This is a genomic window from Methylobacterium crusticola (assembly GCF_003574465.1).
In the GTDB taxonomy this organism is placed as follows: domain Bacteria; phylum Pseudomonadota; class Alphaproteobacteria; order Rhizobiales; family Beijerinckiaceae; genus Methylobacterium; species Methylobacterium crusticola.
In genome coordinates this window covers 23,079-39,575 of record NZ_QOWC01000024.1, presented here as the reverse complement: position 1 = coordinate 39,575, position 16,497 = coordinate 23,079, and the positions used below count along the sequence as shown (strand labels likewise).

Genomic DNA, 16,497 nt, shown 5'->3' with positions numbered 1-16,497 from the left:
AGCGTCAGCCAGATTTGGTGGTCGACATATCGTACGAGACGGTGACCGGAGTTCCAGCCTTGTTTTTATCGTCGTAGGGTGTGAATTTGAACTCAAGTTTGGTGAAGCTAATTGAAATCGACTCGGTTGGGCGGTCACCTCCGGTCGAGACCTGGTAGGAAGAGATCAGCGCATTGGTCAGCGTATAGGTGCAGTAAGTTACGCCCGGGCTGCCGGTGGTGGTCAGGTCGATCTTCACCGTCTTGCCGGCATTGCCGGTGCAGGCCTCGGTAAACAGCTTGGGCGAGGAGCTGTCGAACGCCTTGACAATCGTGACCTCGCTCACCGAAGGCTCTGACGCCTCGCGGTTGTTGGTCGAGCCGGACACGGTCGAGATTCCGCGACCGACGCCCCAGGACAGCGACACTACGTCGATCCACTTGGTGTGGTCCTGCTGCGTCGCCTCGCCTGGGATGCCGTCGTAGTTCACGTAAATCGCCATGGGTCGCCTCCGTTCGCGCGATGTCCCGGCCCTTTGCCGGTGCCAACCTTGACGGCCGCCAGCTTATAGGGGAATCGGCGGTCGAGTGATGTCAGCTTGATGAAATATATTTAATGTTGCCTGAAAGACTCTCCTCGCTGGTCCCGGTCTATGAAGCGTCACGAATCTCCTAGTTGACATGCAACGTCGAACTCCGAAACGGTGCTCGCTTCGACGCCAGAATCATGCTTAGATGAAAACCCGGATTAGATTGTCCTGCGCTGGTCTATGGATTCATTCTCTTCAGTCTCTCGTGAGGTCCGACCCGAGGCCGGATCTGATTCTTGTGAAGTCACGTCGGGTACTGGCCCGGTCAGGGTTCGCATCTGGCTCTCTCATAGGATCGCGAGTCGGCGCCATAGTGGCAGGCGGTGTGCGAGGCACCACGCGACGCCCTCCCTGAAGTGGCGGCGCAGCTCGTCCGGCCCGTCGATTAGCCGGCCGTCTTCGCCCATCAGCGCGCCCGTCGTCAGGCTACCCTCGAGATGCGCAAGCAGGGCGCCACGTTCGGCCGGCACGCCGTCGGCCAGTGCGGCGTATATCAGGGCCTCCAGGGTGGTAAGGGTCACACCGGAACCGGAGCCGGGTGCTGCCAGCGAGGCGGTCGCGGCGTGGCGGTCGACGACCGGCTCCACCGCGGCACGGTTATAGGCCCGTGCCGCCGGTGCGACGGCGACGTCGAGGCCCCAGGGCAAAGGCAGGGCTTGTCCAGTCCCGACCAGAATGCCGGCGATCTCGACCATGGACGGTGCGCCCGCGAGGTCGCGTAAGGCCGGCAGGCCAGCGAGCTCGAGCAGCGTGTGCGGGCGTTCGGCGAGAGCATCAAGGATCGGCCGGTAATGGTGATCCGGCAGCTGCGCCTTGCCGGCTGGAACGTCGAGTTCAAGCCGCACCTCGGGACGCGGCACACTCAGCGCGAGACCGATTCTGGCGAGATGGCCGTCGCGTTCGCTGTCAGGCATCGTTCGCGCGCCGCGCACGAACACGTCGCGGCGGAACGGCCGGGACGACAGGAAGTCCTTCATCGTCTCCCGCTGAGGTCCGGCCGGCACCTCGGCCAGGAGCGCGCGCTGCGCCGGCTTGAGCTGCAGATCGGGAAAATTGTCGGTCAGGGTTGACGAGCCGGCATATGTCAGCTTGGCGTTTGCGAGCAGCCGGGCTGTGTCGGCGTGATAGAGCGGCTGCCAATTCTCATTGAGGTACTCGTGGGCGAGGTAGACCGCCCGGTCGTCGCCTGCGGCCTTGCCGCCCTTGGCGAGTAGCTTGTCGAGCAGCGCTCCATCGCCGAGCACGCCGGAGCCGGCCTCCTGCATCCGCCGGACGAAGGTGAGTCCCTGGAGCACCCGCTGGTCGCTGCGGCCGTGGCCGAGACGGGCCTGCTCCAGCAGCAGCCGCTGCAGAGGGATCATCGCTGTCCAGCCCGGCATCGCGTTATAGCTGATCGCCGCGAGCCCGCCGGGTTTGACCGCCCGACCGAGGAACTTGGCGATGTCGAGCCGGTCCCTATGGGCGATCCACGACCAGACCCCGTGCGCTGACACCATGTCGAAGTCGCGAAGGGCCGGCTCTCCGGCGAGGTCTGCGAAGCTGAGTTCGAGGAACTCTACGTTGGTCAATCCGGCCTCCGTCGCGACACGGCGAGCCCGAGCGACATGAGCCGGATTGAAATCCATCGCCACCACCCGGGCGCGCGGGTTGGCGGCGGCGATCACCGCCGCGGTGACCCCCTGGCCACAGCCGAGCTCACAATAGCGGAAATTGTCGCCGCAGTCCGGCGGCTCGATGCCGTTGACGAGGCAGGCCAGCAGCAAGTGCCCGGGTGTCTGCTCCAGGTAGAGACCTGGGAGATACGCGACGTCGCTGACGTAGCCGTCGGACCAAAGTGACATGCGCAGTTTTCCTAGGTTGCCAGGGCGAAGACCGCGTCATCGCGGTCAATCGGACTTTCCGCGGCTAGGAGCCACGAGGTGTATCCGAGCCGGACATCGCCGTCCTCGTCGCTGGCGGGGGCAAGCCGGGCCCGTGGCACCGCGGCGGCCTCGATCACGAGGTTGAGGTCGACCTCGTATTCGAGGCCGCTGTAGAGGCCGACGAGATCGGCGACCATGCCGGCGTCGCGCCCGCCCGGCAGAAGCAACGCAATCCGCTCGGCGTCAACCGGTCCAACCACGACGCGGAAGTTGCTCTGCACACTCCAGGTGCGACTCCCCACCATGGCGCTCGACCCGAGCACGCCGTGCTGGCCCTGGGCACGCCGGCCCTCGTCCCCGATGCGGGTCTGCTCGCTCTCCGTGACTGCGAGCCAGCGGCCGACCAGCGGAACGACCTGGACCGGCGCCGCGAGGGCGTCGGCAAGGATGGTTTCGAGCCCCGCCACGGTGCGGGCCTTGCTGGCGAACAGCCCGGCGAAGTGCAGGATGGTCTCGTCCGGCACTGCGAGCCGGCCGCGTAGGCATGGAAGGCCGAGACCGATCAGGTGCGCGAGGGCGTCGCCAAAACGGTCCGGTCCGCCACGACGCATGCGGTCGTAGCTTATGACGATGCGGTACTTGCTCGCCGCGCCGTAGAACAGCGTGACCGCCCGGTGCTGGAATAGGTCGACGAACGCCTTCAGCCCCGGATTATTGGCGTGTAGACTGTCGGCGACGATCGATGTGTAGCTGTATGGCAGCACCCCAATTGGGCCGAGCAAACCAAAACCCGACACTGTGACACGCAGCGCCGCGCCTTCGAGGCGCGCCGCCGTCAGGGTCGCGTGCGGGTAGCGCAGGCGCGTCTCGGTCACGAAGCGCGCGGTCGGCCTCGCAGCATCCGCCCGGGCGGCTCCGGATGTACTGTGACGATCGTCGTCGAGGCCGTCTTGGGCCTCGATCAGGCGGAGCGCCTGAACGAAGTCGAAGGCATGCGGCGCGCCGGTTAGGCGCGCAATCAGAGTACCTGTCGGTCGCCGACGCGGGCTGGCCATGCGCGCAAGATCCCCGGTTGCCCCCGCACGGTCGCGGTAAGGCGGGTGAAGGAATTTATGCTCGCGTAGAGCGTCAGGAAGTGGTCGAGCACCATCGCGAACAGGAACAGGCTGCCGCCAACGAAATGCGCCGGATCGAAGGTCAGCCCGACGTCGATGCCGCGGCAGAGAGCGTCTGCCCACGGCGGATCCTCCGGCCGGGTAGGGGCCCGCGCAGTGCCGCGCTGGGCGGTGAGGCCAACTAGGCCATCGATCTGCCGCAAAGTCTCAGCCGAGTTGCGGAAGTCGTAGAGGCGCAGGATGTCCTTCAACGCCTCTAGGCCACGCTCGCCGGTCAGCGACAAGTGATTGAGGCTCAGGTGGCAAAGCAGGCTCCAGCGATGGCTGCCGGACAGCCGGCCGTGCAGCGGCATCGTTGGCGGTACCACGCAGTCGATGCCTGCGACCGCGCTTGATCCGTCGGTCAGGCTCAGCCGTGGATGGCCACCGCCGTAGGGAAGGCGGGTTGGCAGGTCTCGGTTGCAGCAGAGTGTTTCGAGCGTCACCGCCCATTCGGCGTGCTCCGAACTCGCGCCGGCCAGGTCGCCACCAGTGAAGGTGAGGAACAAGTCGGTCCCTCCCCTGCGCCCCGGCGCCGGCCGGCGCGCCCCGTGCCAGAACAGACCGGGTCCGTCCACGCCGCGGCGGTTGGCGTAGAACGGCAACACCTCCCGCTGCTGGCCGGCCGCATCGGTGACGAACATGCCGAGGATGGAATGAACCTCCATCACGTCCTCGCGCCGGCAATCGGGGATCACCTTGTGCTCGAAGCGATTGGCCGCCATCAGGATTGGCTCAGCCCGCTGGGGAAACAAATTGACGACAGGCGTGCAGCCGAGGGCAAACAAGCTCTTCGTCACCGCCCGTTCGAGGCTGGCGTCGCGCTTGCGGAAATATAGGAAGATGCGCAGCTCGCGGCCGGCCGACGCCAGCACCTTCTGTAGGACCTCCACGTCGAAGAACAGGAACTTCTCAGGAAAGACGAAGAATTCGGTGAGTATGCGGTAGGCGTGCTGTGAGCGCGCCGGATAGGGCAGCAGCGCCTCCTCCGGCGCAAAACCCACCGCCGACAAGGCGCTCGGTGGCAGGATCACCGGGCGGGGATCGGTAGCGCTGTCAGCCAGCGCCACCGAGATGGTGTCGTTCAGGATCATCTGCTGCAAGGCGTAGACCTGAGACACCGGACCGCGCAGGTAAAAGCGCAGACGGTCCGGCTGCAGCTCCGAGAAGGTCATGCCGTCCGGCAGGCAGTGCAGCGTCAAGCTGAGCGCGGCGCTCGCCCCCTCAGCGTCCGAATTAGGCGGTGCCGCGAGCGGCTGGCCCAGCATGGTGGCATCGGTCAGCTCGATCGGCCAGAGCGTAACCGGGTAGCAGGTGCGGAAGCGGCAATCCTCGCCGTCGACGGCCTCAGTCTCGAGCATGCTGCCGGCCGGGATTCGGTGCGGCCCAGTCATCTCGGCCGAGGGACTGAACCGCACCACCGACATCGACGGGACTGGGGCAAGGTAGTGCGGGTAGAGCACCTCCAGCAGGGTGTCCACGAGTTCAGGGAACTCGTCGTCGAGCTTGCGCGCGGTGCGGGCATTGAGAAAAGCCACACCCTGCATGAGTCGGGCAACGTGAGGATCGTCCATCGCATCGCCGCTGAGCCGCAGGTGCCCAGCGATACGAGGATGCTCGGTCGCGAAGTCCTGCGCCATCCGGCGCAGAAAGTCGAGCTCGCGATTGTAGTAGTCCAGCAGCTCGTCGCTCATCGCGCGCTCGCCAGGGACACGGTGTTGGTGAGAGGGTCGATCACGGTGTCGAACACCATTGGCTCGGGTGCAGGCTCGATCATGATCTCCGCCTCGATGCGGATGCGCAGCGACCGGTCGGTGGGATCGGCGTTGGGCAGCGCGACCGCCGTGAGGTTGGCGAGCCGCGGCTCCCATTCCCGCACGATCTCGCCGATTACCGCAACCACCGCGGCGCGGCGCTGCTCAGTCGCAAGATTGGCGGTGGCGAGGTCCATGATGCCGTAGGAAAGCAGTGAGTGGTCGAGCTCGCTCAAGTAGGAAGGCCAGCGGCGCACCCGCGGGTTGGTGTTCAGCAGATCCTCGAGGTCGCGACGCAGGCCGTTGCGTAGGGCTGTGAGCGCGCTCTCCTCGGGATCGAGTAGTCGGTCGAGGATCGACAACCGGATGGCCCGGCCCGCAGAGGCCATCATAGTCCCTCGAACGACAGCGTTCCGAGGTCGCGGATCGCGACACTCTCCTCGCCGACGAGGAAGCAGCGCAGGCCGCGACCGCTGACCCAGCCGCCGGGGCGCTCGATCCAATTGGTCTCGCGGCCTAGCCTCGCACCGTCGTCGACCCCCTCGTTGGGATCCACCGGGTAGATCGCCGGCACCACGACCCGTCCGGTCGGACCGTCCTTCACCGACAGCTCCATGGTGCACCAGCCGGCGTCAATGGGACGACGCGGCGGCTCGACCACAGCCTCGTTCACTTGCTCCAACGCTACCCAAAAATACTTGCCGGTCGGGCTCATCACCTCAAGCACGCCGCCAATTAGGTCGTCCATGTCGCGCCAATCGTCGAAGGGCCGGCCGTCCCGGGTGCCGGCCACCGCCGGTCGCGCAGCCTCGGCCTCGCCGACGCGGGCCGCTGCCCGCTCCGCATCACCCTCTCGCAGGTGGATCAAGGCCTCTAGGCGCAGGCGGAGATGGTCGGGCGCTGGACCGAGCAACTCGGGTGCGCGCCCGTCGCGCCAGACTTCGTCGCGGGCGAGGCCGGCGCGCACAAACTGGCGCAACTCGGTTACCCGCGGCGCTGTCATCGGCGCCTGGGCCGCGATGGCGTCGAACTGGCGCTCGGCCCGCTCCAACTCCCCGGAGAGGCACAGGAACTCGGCGAGTTCGCTGCGCAGACCGATATCACCTGGGGCGGCTCTGACCCGATTGGTGGCCGCCGCGAGCGCCTCCCGCAGGCGTCCGGCCTCGAACAAATGGATCGCGGATTCGGTCATAATCGGCTCGCGAAGCTCGGCAGGCCCAATGGAGCACGGCCGGTGAGGGACATGTCGGTGACCAGCTTGAATGTGGTCGAGATCTGGTCGAGCTGGAAATGCGGCCGCAGGTGCATGATGCAGGCATAGGTGCCAGGCCGGCCGGGAATCTCCCGCACCTCGACCCGTGCCTCGCGCAGGGGGTAGCGGGCCTTGACCTCGGGCGCGGCGTCGTCGTTGCCGATGCTATAGGAATGTAGCCATTGCTGGAGGGCACTCTCGCAGGCCTGCGCTGTGGCGTAGCTGCCGACGCGATCGCGCACCTGGACCTTCACGTAATGGGCAAAGCGCGACACGCACAGCATGTAGCGCAGCATCGCCGAGATCCGGGCGTTGACCACGGCTGGGGAAGGGGCGGCCGGCGGCGTCGCCCGGATCGACACACCGGAACGGAAGACGAGGTAGGGCGTGTCCTTGCAGGCATTCAGGTTCATCAACCCGAGCTGCCAAAGGTCGTACTCGACATGAGCCGGGATCACGACCTCGCAGCCTAACCGCTGGACTACCTCGGGCGCGTCAGGTTCGGTCGAGGGCGCCGGCACCCCAGTGACAAGGCCGTGATCGATTTCGTCTTGGCGGGCTCCGCAGATATCGGCGAACCAGCCGTGCCGGTCGAAGGCGCGGACCAGCACCTCGCCAAAGGCGTAGACAGCGCTGCCCCAGCACAGAGCCTCGGGCCCAAGGCCGCAGCGGTCCTCGCGGTAGCGGAACGGCATCGATACGTCATCGTAGGGCGGCCGCATCAGGATGCGTGGCAGGACCAAGGCGAGGAAGCGGGTGTCCTCCTGCTGACGCAGGCGCTCGTAGCGGTGGTATTCGATGCTGCGGAAGAGCTGGGAGAGTCCGTGGAGGCGGTCGAGGTCGGCGAAATCGTCGAGGCCGAGGAGGTGCGGCGAAGCGCTCAGCACCGCTGGAGCGAAGGCCGCCGCTGCGACTCCCGCTAGGCTCGCCAGCGCTGCGACATCGTCGATGGGGTGCGACGGCACTGGGCGGTGGCGCACCTCGTAGTCGCACAACAGCACACCGAAGGGCTGGCCGCCGGGCATCCCAAACTCTTGGTTGTATACCTTGTCGAACAGCGCGCTCTGCTCAACGTCAGCAGCATGCTCGAAATCACGGGCGATCTCGGTCCAACTCGCATTGAGCGCTTTGACCTTAACGGCGGGAGCAGAGCCGACGCAGCGGCACAGGTACGCGAGGCCGCGCCACGATGCCTCCAGCGCGAGGAAGCGGGGATGATGCAGGATCGCGTTGAGCTGATCCGTGAGCATTTCGTCCAAAATCGCGATCTCGCGATCGATGGCGCCGCGGACCGACCCAGGCGGAAGGTCCGCCAAGTCGTCCCCGAACCAGGCGAGCAGGGCCGCGGCCGGATCGGTGGCGGCGAGAAAGTGGTCGAGCCGGTCCGAGGATTGTCGACCGAGCGCCATGTCGACCGCCTGCCGCCTCAGAGCCGGAGCCTCGCGCTCGGGAGCCGCCTCCCTCAGGAGGGCTGCTGGCTGCGCGGGCGCGCTGGCTGACGCCTGGGCTGGGATCGACACGGACGTCCTTTGCGGGCCGATGCGGCAGAAGGGGAGGCGCCTGGGGGCGCAGCCTGCCTTCGGCGCGCCGTGCAGAGCACCGGGCCCTCCCGGAACTGGAGCGCCGGCCCGTATGTACCGCGTGAGCGGCGAAGACGGGCCGGCCATGCGGGCGACCGAGGCTACGAGGCACTCGGAATGCGTGCGACCATTCGCATCGAGGTCGTGAGCTCCTCGAGTTGCAGCCACGGCCGCAGCCATGCCACAGCGTTGTACGAGCCCGGGCGGCCGGGGATCTCGCGGACTTCGACCTTCGCCTCGGCGAGCGGATACTTGGCCTTCATGTCCTGGCCAGCATCCGGATTTCCGTTGACGTAGTTGATGATCCAGCGATTGAGCCAGGCCTCACAATCCTTCGCCTCCATAAAGGAGCCGATTTTGTCGCGGGCCATGATTTTGAGGAAGTGAGCAAAGCGGGCCGTCGCCATCATGTATGGCAGTCGCGCCGAAATTGCAGCGTTGGCGGTCGCCTCGGGGCGGTCGTACTTCTTCGGTTTCTGCGTGGTCTGCGCACCGAAGAACACTGCGTAGTCGGTGCCCTTGTAATGACACAGCGGCAGGAAACCGAGCTTCGAAAGTTCCGCCTCGCGGCGATCGGTGATGCCAATCTCGGTCGGGCATTGCTGATCGGTGTCGCCATCGTCGGAGACGAAGACGTGGCTCGGCAAGTTCTCGACTTTACCGCCGCCCTCAGCGCCGCGGATCGCGGTGCACCAGCCGTGCTGAGCAAAGGCATCCGTGAGACGGGCTCCAAGCACGTAGGCCGAATTCATCCAGCAGTATTCGTCATGGTTCATGCCATGGGCGACGTCGTTCTGGATGTTTCCTTCCTCGTAGGCAAATTCCTCGACTGGCTTGGTCGCGGCGCCGTAAGGGAGGCGCGCTAGGGTGCGCGGTAACGCCAGTGTGACGAAGCGGCTGTCCTCCGAATCACGGAAGCTGCGCCACTTGGCGTATTCGATGGTGTCGAAGATCTTTTCTAGATCGCGAGGTTTGGACAGCTCGGTGTAGTCGTCGAAGCCAAACAGCTTCGGGCCTGCCGCGGCGATGAACGGCGCGAAGGCTGCTGCCGCCACGCTTGACATTTGGCTCAGCAGTTCGATGTCCTCCGGGTGATTGGTGAACTCGTAATCACCAATGAGGCAGCCATAGGGTTCGCCGCCGGCACTGCCGAATTCCGACTCATAGATCTTCTTGAAAACCGTGCTCTGGTCGAACTCCGAAGCCTTGGTCAGGCTCTTATAGAGCTCGCGCTTCGTGCAGTTGAGTACCCGGATCCGCAGGCTGGTGCCGGTCTCCGAGTTCATCACCAGGTAATTCAATCCCCGCCAGGTGCCTTCCAGCTTCTGGAAATCGGGGTTATGAATGATCGCATTGAGCTGGATCGACAGCTTCTCGTCGATGCTTTTGATCGCGGCGTTAATTGTCTGAGTGAGATTCTTGGAATATGTGACGGTGCCTGACAGTGCCTCCCGGGTAAGGGTCCGCAACAGCTCGGTCGTCCGGTCGGGATCGGTCTGCTTGGTGGCGGCGATGGCTTGGTCGAGAAACGACAGCTCGGCAGTGCCGGCTTGCGCCTCGGCGGCGGTGGCAGACGCGGCTTGCGTGCTCATCAGTGGGCGCCCTCTTCCTTGCCGACGCCGAGCTGCTCGCCCAGCGACTTCAGGTCGGTTTCGTTCGATAGGATCTGTTCGAGCAGGCTCTCCAGGTTCTCCGACCTATCGGCTTTCGACAGCAGGTCGCGAAGCTGGTTGCGAGCCTCCATCAGTTTGCGCAACGGCTCGACGCGCTCGACAATGGCGGCCGGCTCGAAATCGGCCATCGACTTGAACGCGAGTTCAACCGACATCTGGCTGCCGTCGTCGGCCAGAGTGTTGTTGACCTTCATCTTCAGGCCAGGAGTCATCCGGGCCAGGACTTGATCGAAGTTGTCGCGGTCGATTTGGATGAACTTGCGGTCGTTGAGTGGCTTGAGCGGCTCGCTCGGATCGGCCGAGAAGTCGCCGAGCACACCGACCACGAAAGGCAGTTCCTTCTGGACGACGGCGCCCTCTGTCTCGACGTCATAGGTGATATGGACGCGCGGCTTGCGCACGCGACTCAACTTATCGTGAATGCTCGGCATGGGTCAGCGCCTCTGTTTCGATTGGCCTCGGTAAATTTATGCGGGTGATGGCCGTAAATTGGCCACCTCATCCTACTTCCTCCTTCGGCTTTACGCCCGAAGCAATAAAGAAAAATCGACGGGCATCGTTGTCCATGATTAACTCGTCGAGAAGCTGAGGCAACGGCAGTCGGCCGCGGCGAACGACCTCCTCGAGCGAGTAGGAGATTGGCGAATGCGGTTCAGTCTCACGGAAGTAAGACGCGATGTGCAGTAACTGGCGAAACGCGTCCTCACGTCCGAGGGGCCTGCCGTCAGGCATGGACCTAGCCGGCGCGGATCCCTCTTCGCCGTCAGCGGCCGCGTCGCCGGCCACCGGCGGTTCCGCGGCGTTGTTCGATAGCGGATCGGTCCTCACCTGAAGCAGCTTGTCTGCCGCGATGACGCGCACGGCGTCCTCGACCTCCTGGAGAATCGCCCGCAGGCCGCCAGCCGGCGGCGCATCGCGGCCGACGCGGATCGCGAACGCTTCCGAGAGGGCGTCGAGGGAGCGCCGCGCCTCGGCGACGTCGTCGAGCAGGTTGGCATAGAAGGCGGCAGGTGTTTCCCGCATCGCCTCTAGGAGCTTTTCCATGCTCAGCCCACCATCTGCGAGGCGGGCCTCGCGCTTGCCGGTGTCGCTCAGGGTCTCGATGTCCCGCGCCTGCTCGTATTGCCACAGGGCGTAGCCGGCGCCCGCGGTGAGCGGGATTTTGCGGAGGGCCTGGGTTAACGTGCCGTCGCTGCCGCTCCCATTGAGGGCGATGAAGGGCGACAGGCGCGGCTCATTGCCCTCCTCGTCAGGAAGCGGATGAATTTCGTCCCAAAAGCGCTCGACGAGGCCCTGGGCCACCTTCAGCCCGGTGAACAAGCCGGGCACGCCGTCAAGCCGTAACAGAGCCTCGACAAGCCAGGCCGCGACTTCGAGGTCCTTACCCTCCTCGGACAGGATTATACACGCGCTCTCCGCAACTTCCGACCATTCATCAGTCGGCAGTGTAGCGTCCGCGTCGACATCAAGAGCACGCTCCTTCCGGCGCGCGCTCGTTCGGGCATCCTTCATCTGCAGGAAGCGCGACGACGGTGACATGTCCGAGCGCGGATCGCGTCCAGCCGAATGCTCGCCCCCAAATGGGCCAAGGAGAGTTTGTGGATCGAGGGTCGGCGGGCTGATCATCAGAAGCTGGTCATCGGCGGGTGGGCGGGTTGCCGTCCGGCGCTGGAACACGGCATTGCGCCCAAGCCCCCGCAATTGTTGGAGAGAGCGGATTGTCGGTCAAGAAACGGTCGAGACGCGCGCCCGACCTGTAGGTCGCATATATAAATGGACAACTAAGCGAGTGTTTGAGTTTCGCATAGATCCCAGCACCTCCGATCGGGTGAAACAATGTCATGACGAGGATGAGCCGGACACGAGGGACGGCAGGCACCGGAATCCGGCAGTTGCATTCTGGTTGAACGGGTTGTCCACCGTCGTCGGCTGGAGCGAGAAGCTCGCCGTTCGGGCACCAAGATGAAAGGCGAAGCTGAACGTGTTGCCGGCTGTTCGCCGCAGCGAACGGGTCCCGAGGAAGCGGAACAGTGCCCACGAGCCGTTGACGGTGACGAAAGACGGCTCGCCCGGTTCATTTGCACCGAAGCCGACCCGGACCCCGGCGCTCGTGCCGGGCCACTGCATGGCGACGCTCTGCTGGGGTCCATACTGGTAGGTAAGTGACTGGCCATCAATGTCGAGCGTCACTCGCATTGCGCCAGGATCAAGGTCGAGGGGCGTGACCGCGAACGAGACCAAGGGTGCCGTTGCCCCACCAGGGAAGAACACGGTTCGGATTCGGTTTGCTTGCTCGAACAGGCGAAGGGCCTGGGGCGTGACGTCCGGGCGCGCGCCAGCATTGGCCAACAGCTTCCAAGGGCTAGCGCTAGTGTCGACGAAGGGTTTGAGCTGACGGGTAAAGAATTGGTCGAGCAGTCCGCCCGGGGCGAACATCCGGGTGAAGTCGGCGACGGCAACGTCGGTCGCCGACCCGCTGAATGGATAGCGGTTGGCGATCGCCGCTTGGCAGAATGGCAGCACCTGAGCCTTCCAGGCTGCGTTGAGGTCGGTCCGCACACTCGTATTAGCGATGGCCGAAGTCCGACGCACTACGGTGAGCACCGAATCCGAGACCGGGGGGGGAGCGCTCATGCCGCTGAGCTGGATCTGGCCTAGGGTCTGGGTGAAAGCCGGGGTCGCAGTCATCTCGGTGGCGAGCGCCGGAACTGCCCCGCCGGCGCTCGCCACCGGGCCGATCATGGCCCGGAGCTGGTTGAGCTGGAGCATGAGCCCATCGAGGGCGCTCGGCGCGCCGGCAACGAAGCGGTGCAGTACGGCGAACTGACCGGTGACCGCCTGGGCCGGCGCTGCCATTTCCTCAGTGATCGAACTGACCTCCTGCTTGACCCCACTGGGCGTTTGGTCTCCACCAGGCAGCGGACCGGTGAGGACGGTGTTCTGTGCCACCGATTGCAGGAACGCGACGTAGGGCGAGGGCGGTCCCGACAGGGTCTGGAGCACCCCGAACTCGGAGGGGAAACTAGAGAACGGCGCGATATCGATGTCGTTGAGCTGAGTCTCCCAGCGCGAGACGTACTCGCCGACGAAGAGATCGATCATCTCCTTGCGCAAGTTCTCGACGAGGATCGGGGTCCGGCTGCGGTCGGCATTCGGGTAGCGGACCCAATCCTCACGGATGACACGTTTGGCAACCTGACCGATTTTGGTCAGCACTGCCGGAAAAGCTGCGCGGGTGTAGATGCCCGGGATCGTCTCGGCCAATGGCTGGCCGGAGCGGCGTACCATCGCGTAGGAGGCGAGCGGCCCGGTGACCGCGGTCAGCTGCCATGGCGGCAGAGCTGTCATGTCGCTGGCCGCCTTGAGCAGAGCCATGCCGCGCAGGGCTGGCGACAAGACGTTGAGCGAGGTACGCGCCTGGGTCAGGAGGGCCTGGTTCAGCGGAGGAGGATCGAACCCGACCTTCAGGAGATTCTGCACTTGACCGTGAAGATCTGGACAGACTTGGCCATTCGCCACGCCGGGATAGAGCTGCCCGCAAAGCTGGTCGATCCAGCCGATTACCACGTCGTCCTCGATCGCGTGCTCGCCACCGAGCATGACGTAGATCATCAATGCGCCATACAGTTCGTTCGGATCGCGCAGGCTTGTGCGGATTTGCTCTTCCAGCAATTGAACAAGTCGCGGCAGCAGAATTTGCCGCAGTGCCCTAACGTACTCGCCGTGGGCCGCTCGGGCGAGCCGACCGCGCTGGGAGAGGCCGCCCTGCTCCTCGAGCGGCACTGCAGCGTCATGAGCGTCCCAGCCAGTCGGCAGGGCCTGGAGGCTGTTCATCGCCGCCAGCGTCGCCAGGAGGTCAACCGGCTGGTTCGGGCGCCCGGTCGTGTCGGCAGCGAGGGATAGGTCGGAGCGGGCCTGGACCGCCTGAGCTCGGACTGCATCGATCAACCGAGCGTTGCCGAGGAAGCTGACGGCCCACCAGGCTACCATCACGACCGCCACTACCGCGGCGGCCCCGAGCAGGCCGGTGCGGGTGACCAGGGCAGTTCGGCGCTCCTTCGCATTGAGCCCGGCCAGCCCGGCTTCGGGCAGGATTACCTTCTCGAGCAGGTCGCGGATGAACATGCCGGATTCCGGCATCGGAACTTCGGCCGGCGCACCCGGCTCGAGGGGCGTCCGGGCCAGTGCCAGACGCCCGGCATCGGGGCGGGCGCTGGTAAAATAGACTCCTCGCAGGAGCAGCGTCTCCTCGAACTGGCTCGGGCGGAACACTTCGGCGACGAAATCGGTCAGCTTGGTTTTGAGGGCAGCGAATTCCGGCAGAAACATGAAGGCGTCGAACCGAGCCGCTGCCTGGGCCTCCGCGTTCACCCGCTCCAGCGTGCGCGGCGTATGCCAATGCACCAGTTCGTCGAAACCGCGGCTGACAAGGCTCGCCACGTCGTCGGGGTCGGCACCGTCGCGCGAGCCGTCGAGAAGCGGTAGGGTGAGGCCGAGGACGCCGTCACGGGGGAACGCCGATGCGCCGCTGAAGAAAGTACGGAAGCCTGGTAGCTCATCGAGCTTCGTAAACACGATGTAGACTGGAAGCCGGACACCGAGATGTGCCACCATCTCGCCGAGCTGCTGGCGGATGTCGCCACCCATGGTCACCGCCTGCCCGTGGGCGGCAGCGCGGAACTCCGGCAGGCTGAGCGTCAGGATCACGCCGTTGGCCGGCTGCTGCTGTCGCGCGCGTTTGAGCAGGCCGAGAAAGTAGCGCCAGATGCGCCGGTCAAGCTGGCTGCCAAGAGCGCCGGCGCTGTCAACGAACACCGCCCGGTCGGACAGCGAGAGCGTATAGGCGGGGCCGGCCACGACGTTCCCACGCCGGTCGGCACCGCCGAAGCGTAGGCCGGACGCTTGGATCAGCGAAGTCTTGCCGGCGCCGGTCGGTCCAGCGACGAGGTACCACGGGAGGGCGTAGGCGTAGGAGCGGTCGCGCCAGCTGGCACCGCGCATCTGGCGAAGCATCAGCATGAGCCGCTGCATTGCCCGGTCGAGCATCTGGCTCTGGCGGCCGTACTCGTCGGAGACCGACGCTTCAGCGACCGCCGGTCCGGCCGTTGGACGTCGCAGCAGCAGCGCCAGCGCCGCAATGACCCCGAGCAGCAGGATTACCAGCGTCACGAACAGCCGCAAGGCTGTGTCCTGGAGCATCGGCTGACCGGCAATCCTCAGGGTCGCGCCGAGAAACCACGCTGCCGCCGCAAGGCCGAGACAGACGACAGCTAAAACCAGCCAGGGCCAGAAGGCGGTGAACGGCTTCAGGCGGCTCATGGTGCGGCTCGGAGCGCAGGGGAGGCGGGTGCCTGGGACGGGGCTGGCGGCGTTAGCGTGATCTCGACCCGCCGGTTGGCTTGCCGGCCTTGCGACGTGCCATTCGACTCGAGCGGGTCCGCCGAGCCGAGGCCGGTTGAGGTGACGCGGCCCGGATCCTTCAGGTCCGCCGCGATCAGATCGGCCACTACCTTCGCGCGGGCCTTCGACAGGCTGACATTATCTGGGTAGGCAGGCGTGCGGATCGGCACGTTGTCGGTGTAGCCGACAACGTGCACGGTTCCGGGACTGGACTCGAGTGCCTGAGCGACAGCCTTGAGCGTCTCGGGATAGGGGTCGCGCAGGGTGACCGAACCTGAAGTGAACAATTCGCGCGTCGTGGTGATGACCGTCGCGCCATTGCGCCCGGAGACAGTCAGGAGGCCGGCCCGCTCCTGGGCTGCGAGGAGGCTCCTGATGCTAGGCGGCGGAGGGGACGGAGCCGAGGGCGCGATCACCCGCACGATCGGGGGCGGGGGCGGCTGCGGGGCAGGCGCGAGCGGCGTCCGTGTCAATGCCTCGACTTCGCCCACCGCCACGGAAGCGTTACGGTGGAGGAGAGTGTTCAGGACGATGTAGATGCAGGCGGCGGCGAGCACAATGCCGAGGCCCGCGAGCCAATACGGCATCAGGTCCCGGATGCGGCTGCTCTGCACTACGAGGCCGCGCCACGATGGCGACAGCTCGGATGGCGGATCGCCGCGAAGTTCGCGCAGGAACAGGTACAACTCCTCGCGAATGCGCGAAAGTTCCGCGGTCCCCTGCGGTTCCAATCGGTAGCGCCCCTCGAAGCCGAACTGCAGGCAATGATAATAGAGTTCAATTTCCTGAGCGAACGAGCGCGGCGTGCTCATCATGCGGCTCAGAAGGACGTAGAACCGCTCACCGCCCCATGTCTCGCGAAAGAACATCGAGATCATGCTCTTGTGAGCCCATGGGCTGTCGGCACCCCAAGCGGTCTTGAGCACTATGTCATCTACGGTGGCAGCAAGTCCGTATAGCAGAACTCGGATATTGACCGGCGTCAGGCCTCGATGCGCCGCCTGAACCTCATAGCTTTTGAGCTGCGAGACGAGATCCTGGTGCAGGGCCTCGACGTCCATCTGCGGCTCGTATTGGATGCGGAACAACCAATCGAAGATCGGCGCCGCCAGGGCGAGTCCGATGTTGTCGCTGTAGACGTCGAAGACCGCCGGCAAGGCGCCACTGCGCTCAGATATTTGAGGAGCGGCCCGCGCCATGTCGGGACTAGCCCGGCGAGGCAATTCGACCGCTGGTGTCGAACGCGGCGGCGGT

12 protein-coding genes are annotated in these 16,497 nt (G+C 65.3%); all 12 read right to left on the bottom strand.

The window, feature by feature from the left end; genetic code table 11:
- Positions 1 to 4: 4 nt before the first annotated feature.
- The 12 genes from DT057_RS13905 to icmH all read right to left on the bottom strand — a co-directional run bounded on the left by DT057_RS13905 (position 5) and on the right by icmH (position 16,400).
- On the bottom strand, positions 5 to 481 hold the full coding sequence (locus tag DT057_RS13905) for an Hcp family type VI secretion system effector (protein WP_128562699.1): 477 nt from the start codon (positions 479 to 481) through the stop codon (positions 5 to 7).
- 374 nt (positions 482 to 855) lie between these two features.
- Positions 856 to 2,409 carry a class I SAM-dependent methyltransferase gene (locus DT057_RS13900; RefSeq protein ID WP_128562698.1) on the bottom strand — a complete coding sequence of 518 codons (1,554 nt, stop codon included), beginning with the start codon at positions 2,407 to 2,409 and terminating at the stop codon, positions 856 to 858.
- An 11-nt stretch (positions 2,410 to 2,420) separates the two neighbouring features.
- Complete coding sequence (tssG, locus tag DT057_RS13895) at positions 2,421 to 3,485, bottom strand: type VI secretion system baseplate subunit TssG (RefSeq protein ID WP_128562697.1); 1,065 nt, start codon at positions 3,483 to 3,485, stop codon at positions 2,421 to 2,423.
- On the bottom strand, positions 3,449 to 5,278 hold the full coding sequence (tssF, locus tag DT057_RS13890) for a type VI secretion system baseplate subunit TssF (protein WP_128562696.1): 1,830 nt from the start codon (positions 5,276 to 5,278) through the stop codon (positions 3,449 to 3,451). Before tssF ends, tssG begins: the two co-directional genes overlap by 37 nt.
- The gene (tssE, locus tag DT057_RS13885) at positions 5,275 to 5,700 is read right to left on the bottom strand and encodes a type VI secretion system baseplate subunit TssE (protein ID WP_203236274.1); all 426 of its coding nucleotides are present in this window, start codon (positions 5,698 to 5,700) and stop codon (positions 5,275 to 5,277) included. Before tssE ends, tssF begins: the two co-directional genes overlap by 4 nt.
- 26 nt (positions 5,701 to 5,726) lie before the next feature.
- Positions 5,727 to 6,530 carry a type VI secretion system accessory protein TagJ gene (locus DT057_RS13880; RefSeq protein WP_128562694.1) on the bottom strand — a complete coding sequence of 268 codons (804 nt, stop codon included), beginning with the start codon at positions 6,528 to 6,530 and terminating at the stop codon, positions 5,727 to 5,729.
- Positions 6,527 to 8,110 carry a type VI secretion system contractile sheath large subunit gene (gene tssC, locus DT057_RS13875; RefSeq protein ID WP_162501401.1) on the bottom strand — a complete coding sequence of 528 codons (1,584 nt, stop codon included), beginning with the start codon at positions 8,108 to 8,110 and terminating at the stop codon, positions 6,527 to 6,529. Before tssC (DT057_RS13875) ends, DT057_RS13880 begins: the two co-directional genes overlap by 4 nt.
- Positions 8,111 to 8,271: 161 nt before the next feature.
- The gene (tssC, locus tag DT057_RS13870; protein WP_128562692.1) at positions 8,272 to 9,762 is read right to left on the bottom strand and encodes a type VI secretion system contractile sheath large subunit; all 1,491 of its coding nucleotides are present in this window, start codon (positions 9,760 to 9,762) and stop codon (positions 8,272 to 8,274) included.
- Entirely contained in the window at positions 9,762 to 10,274 is a 513-nt protein-coding gene (gene tssB / locus DT057_RS13865; protein WP_128562691.1) for a type VI secretion system contractile sheath small subunit, read from the bottom strand. Before tssB ends, tssC (DT057_RS13870) begins: the two co-directional genes overlap by 1 nt.
- Before the next feature lie 67 nt (positions 10,275 to 10,341).
- Positions 10,342 to 11,469 carry a type VI secretion system protein TssA gene (gene tssA, locus DT057_RS13860; RefSeq protein ID WP_128562690.1) on the bottom strand — a complete coding sequence of 376 codons (1,128 nt, stop codon included), beginning with the start codon at positions 11,467 to 11,469 and terminating at the stop codon, positions 10,342 to 10,344.
- Positions 11,470 to 11,682: 213 nt separating this feature from the next.
- The gene (tssM, locus tag DT057_RS13855) at positions 11,683 to 15,162 is read right to left on the bottom strand and encodes a type VI secretion system membrane subunit TssM (RefSeq protein WP_128562689.1); all 3,480 of its coding nucleotides are present in this window, start codon (positions 15,160 to 15,162) and stop codon (positions 11,683 to 11,685) included.
- Positions 15,159 to 16,400 (bottom strand): type IVB secretion system protein IcmH/DotU, encoded by a 1,242-nt coding sequence (gene icmH, locus DT057_RS13850; protein WP_162501400.1) that lies wholly within the window; start codon positions 16,398 to 16,400, stop codon positions 15,159 to 15,161. The genes tssM and icmH overlap by 4 nt, the downstream gene beginning before the upstream one ends.
- Positions 16,401 to 16,497 lie beyond the last annotated feature (97 nt).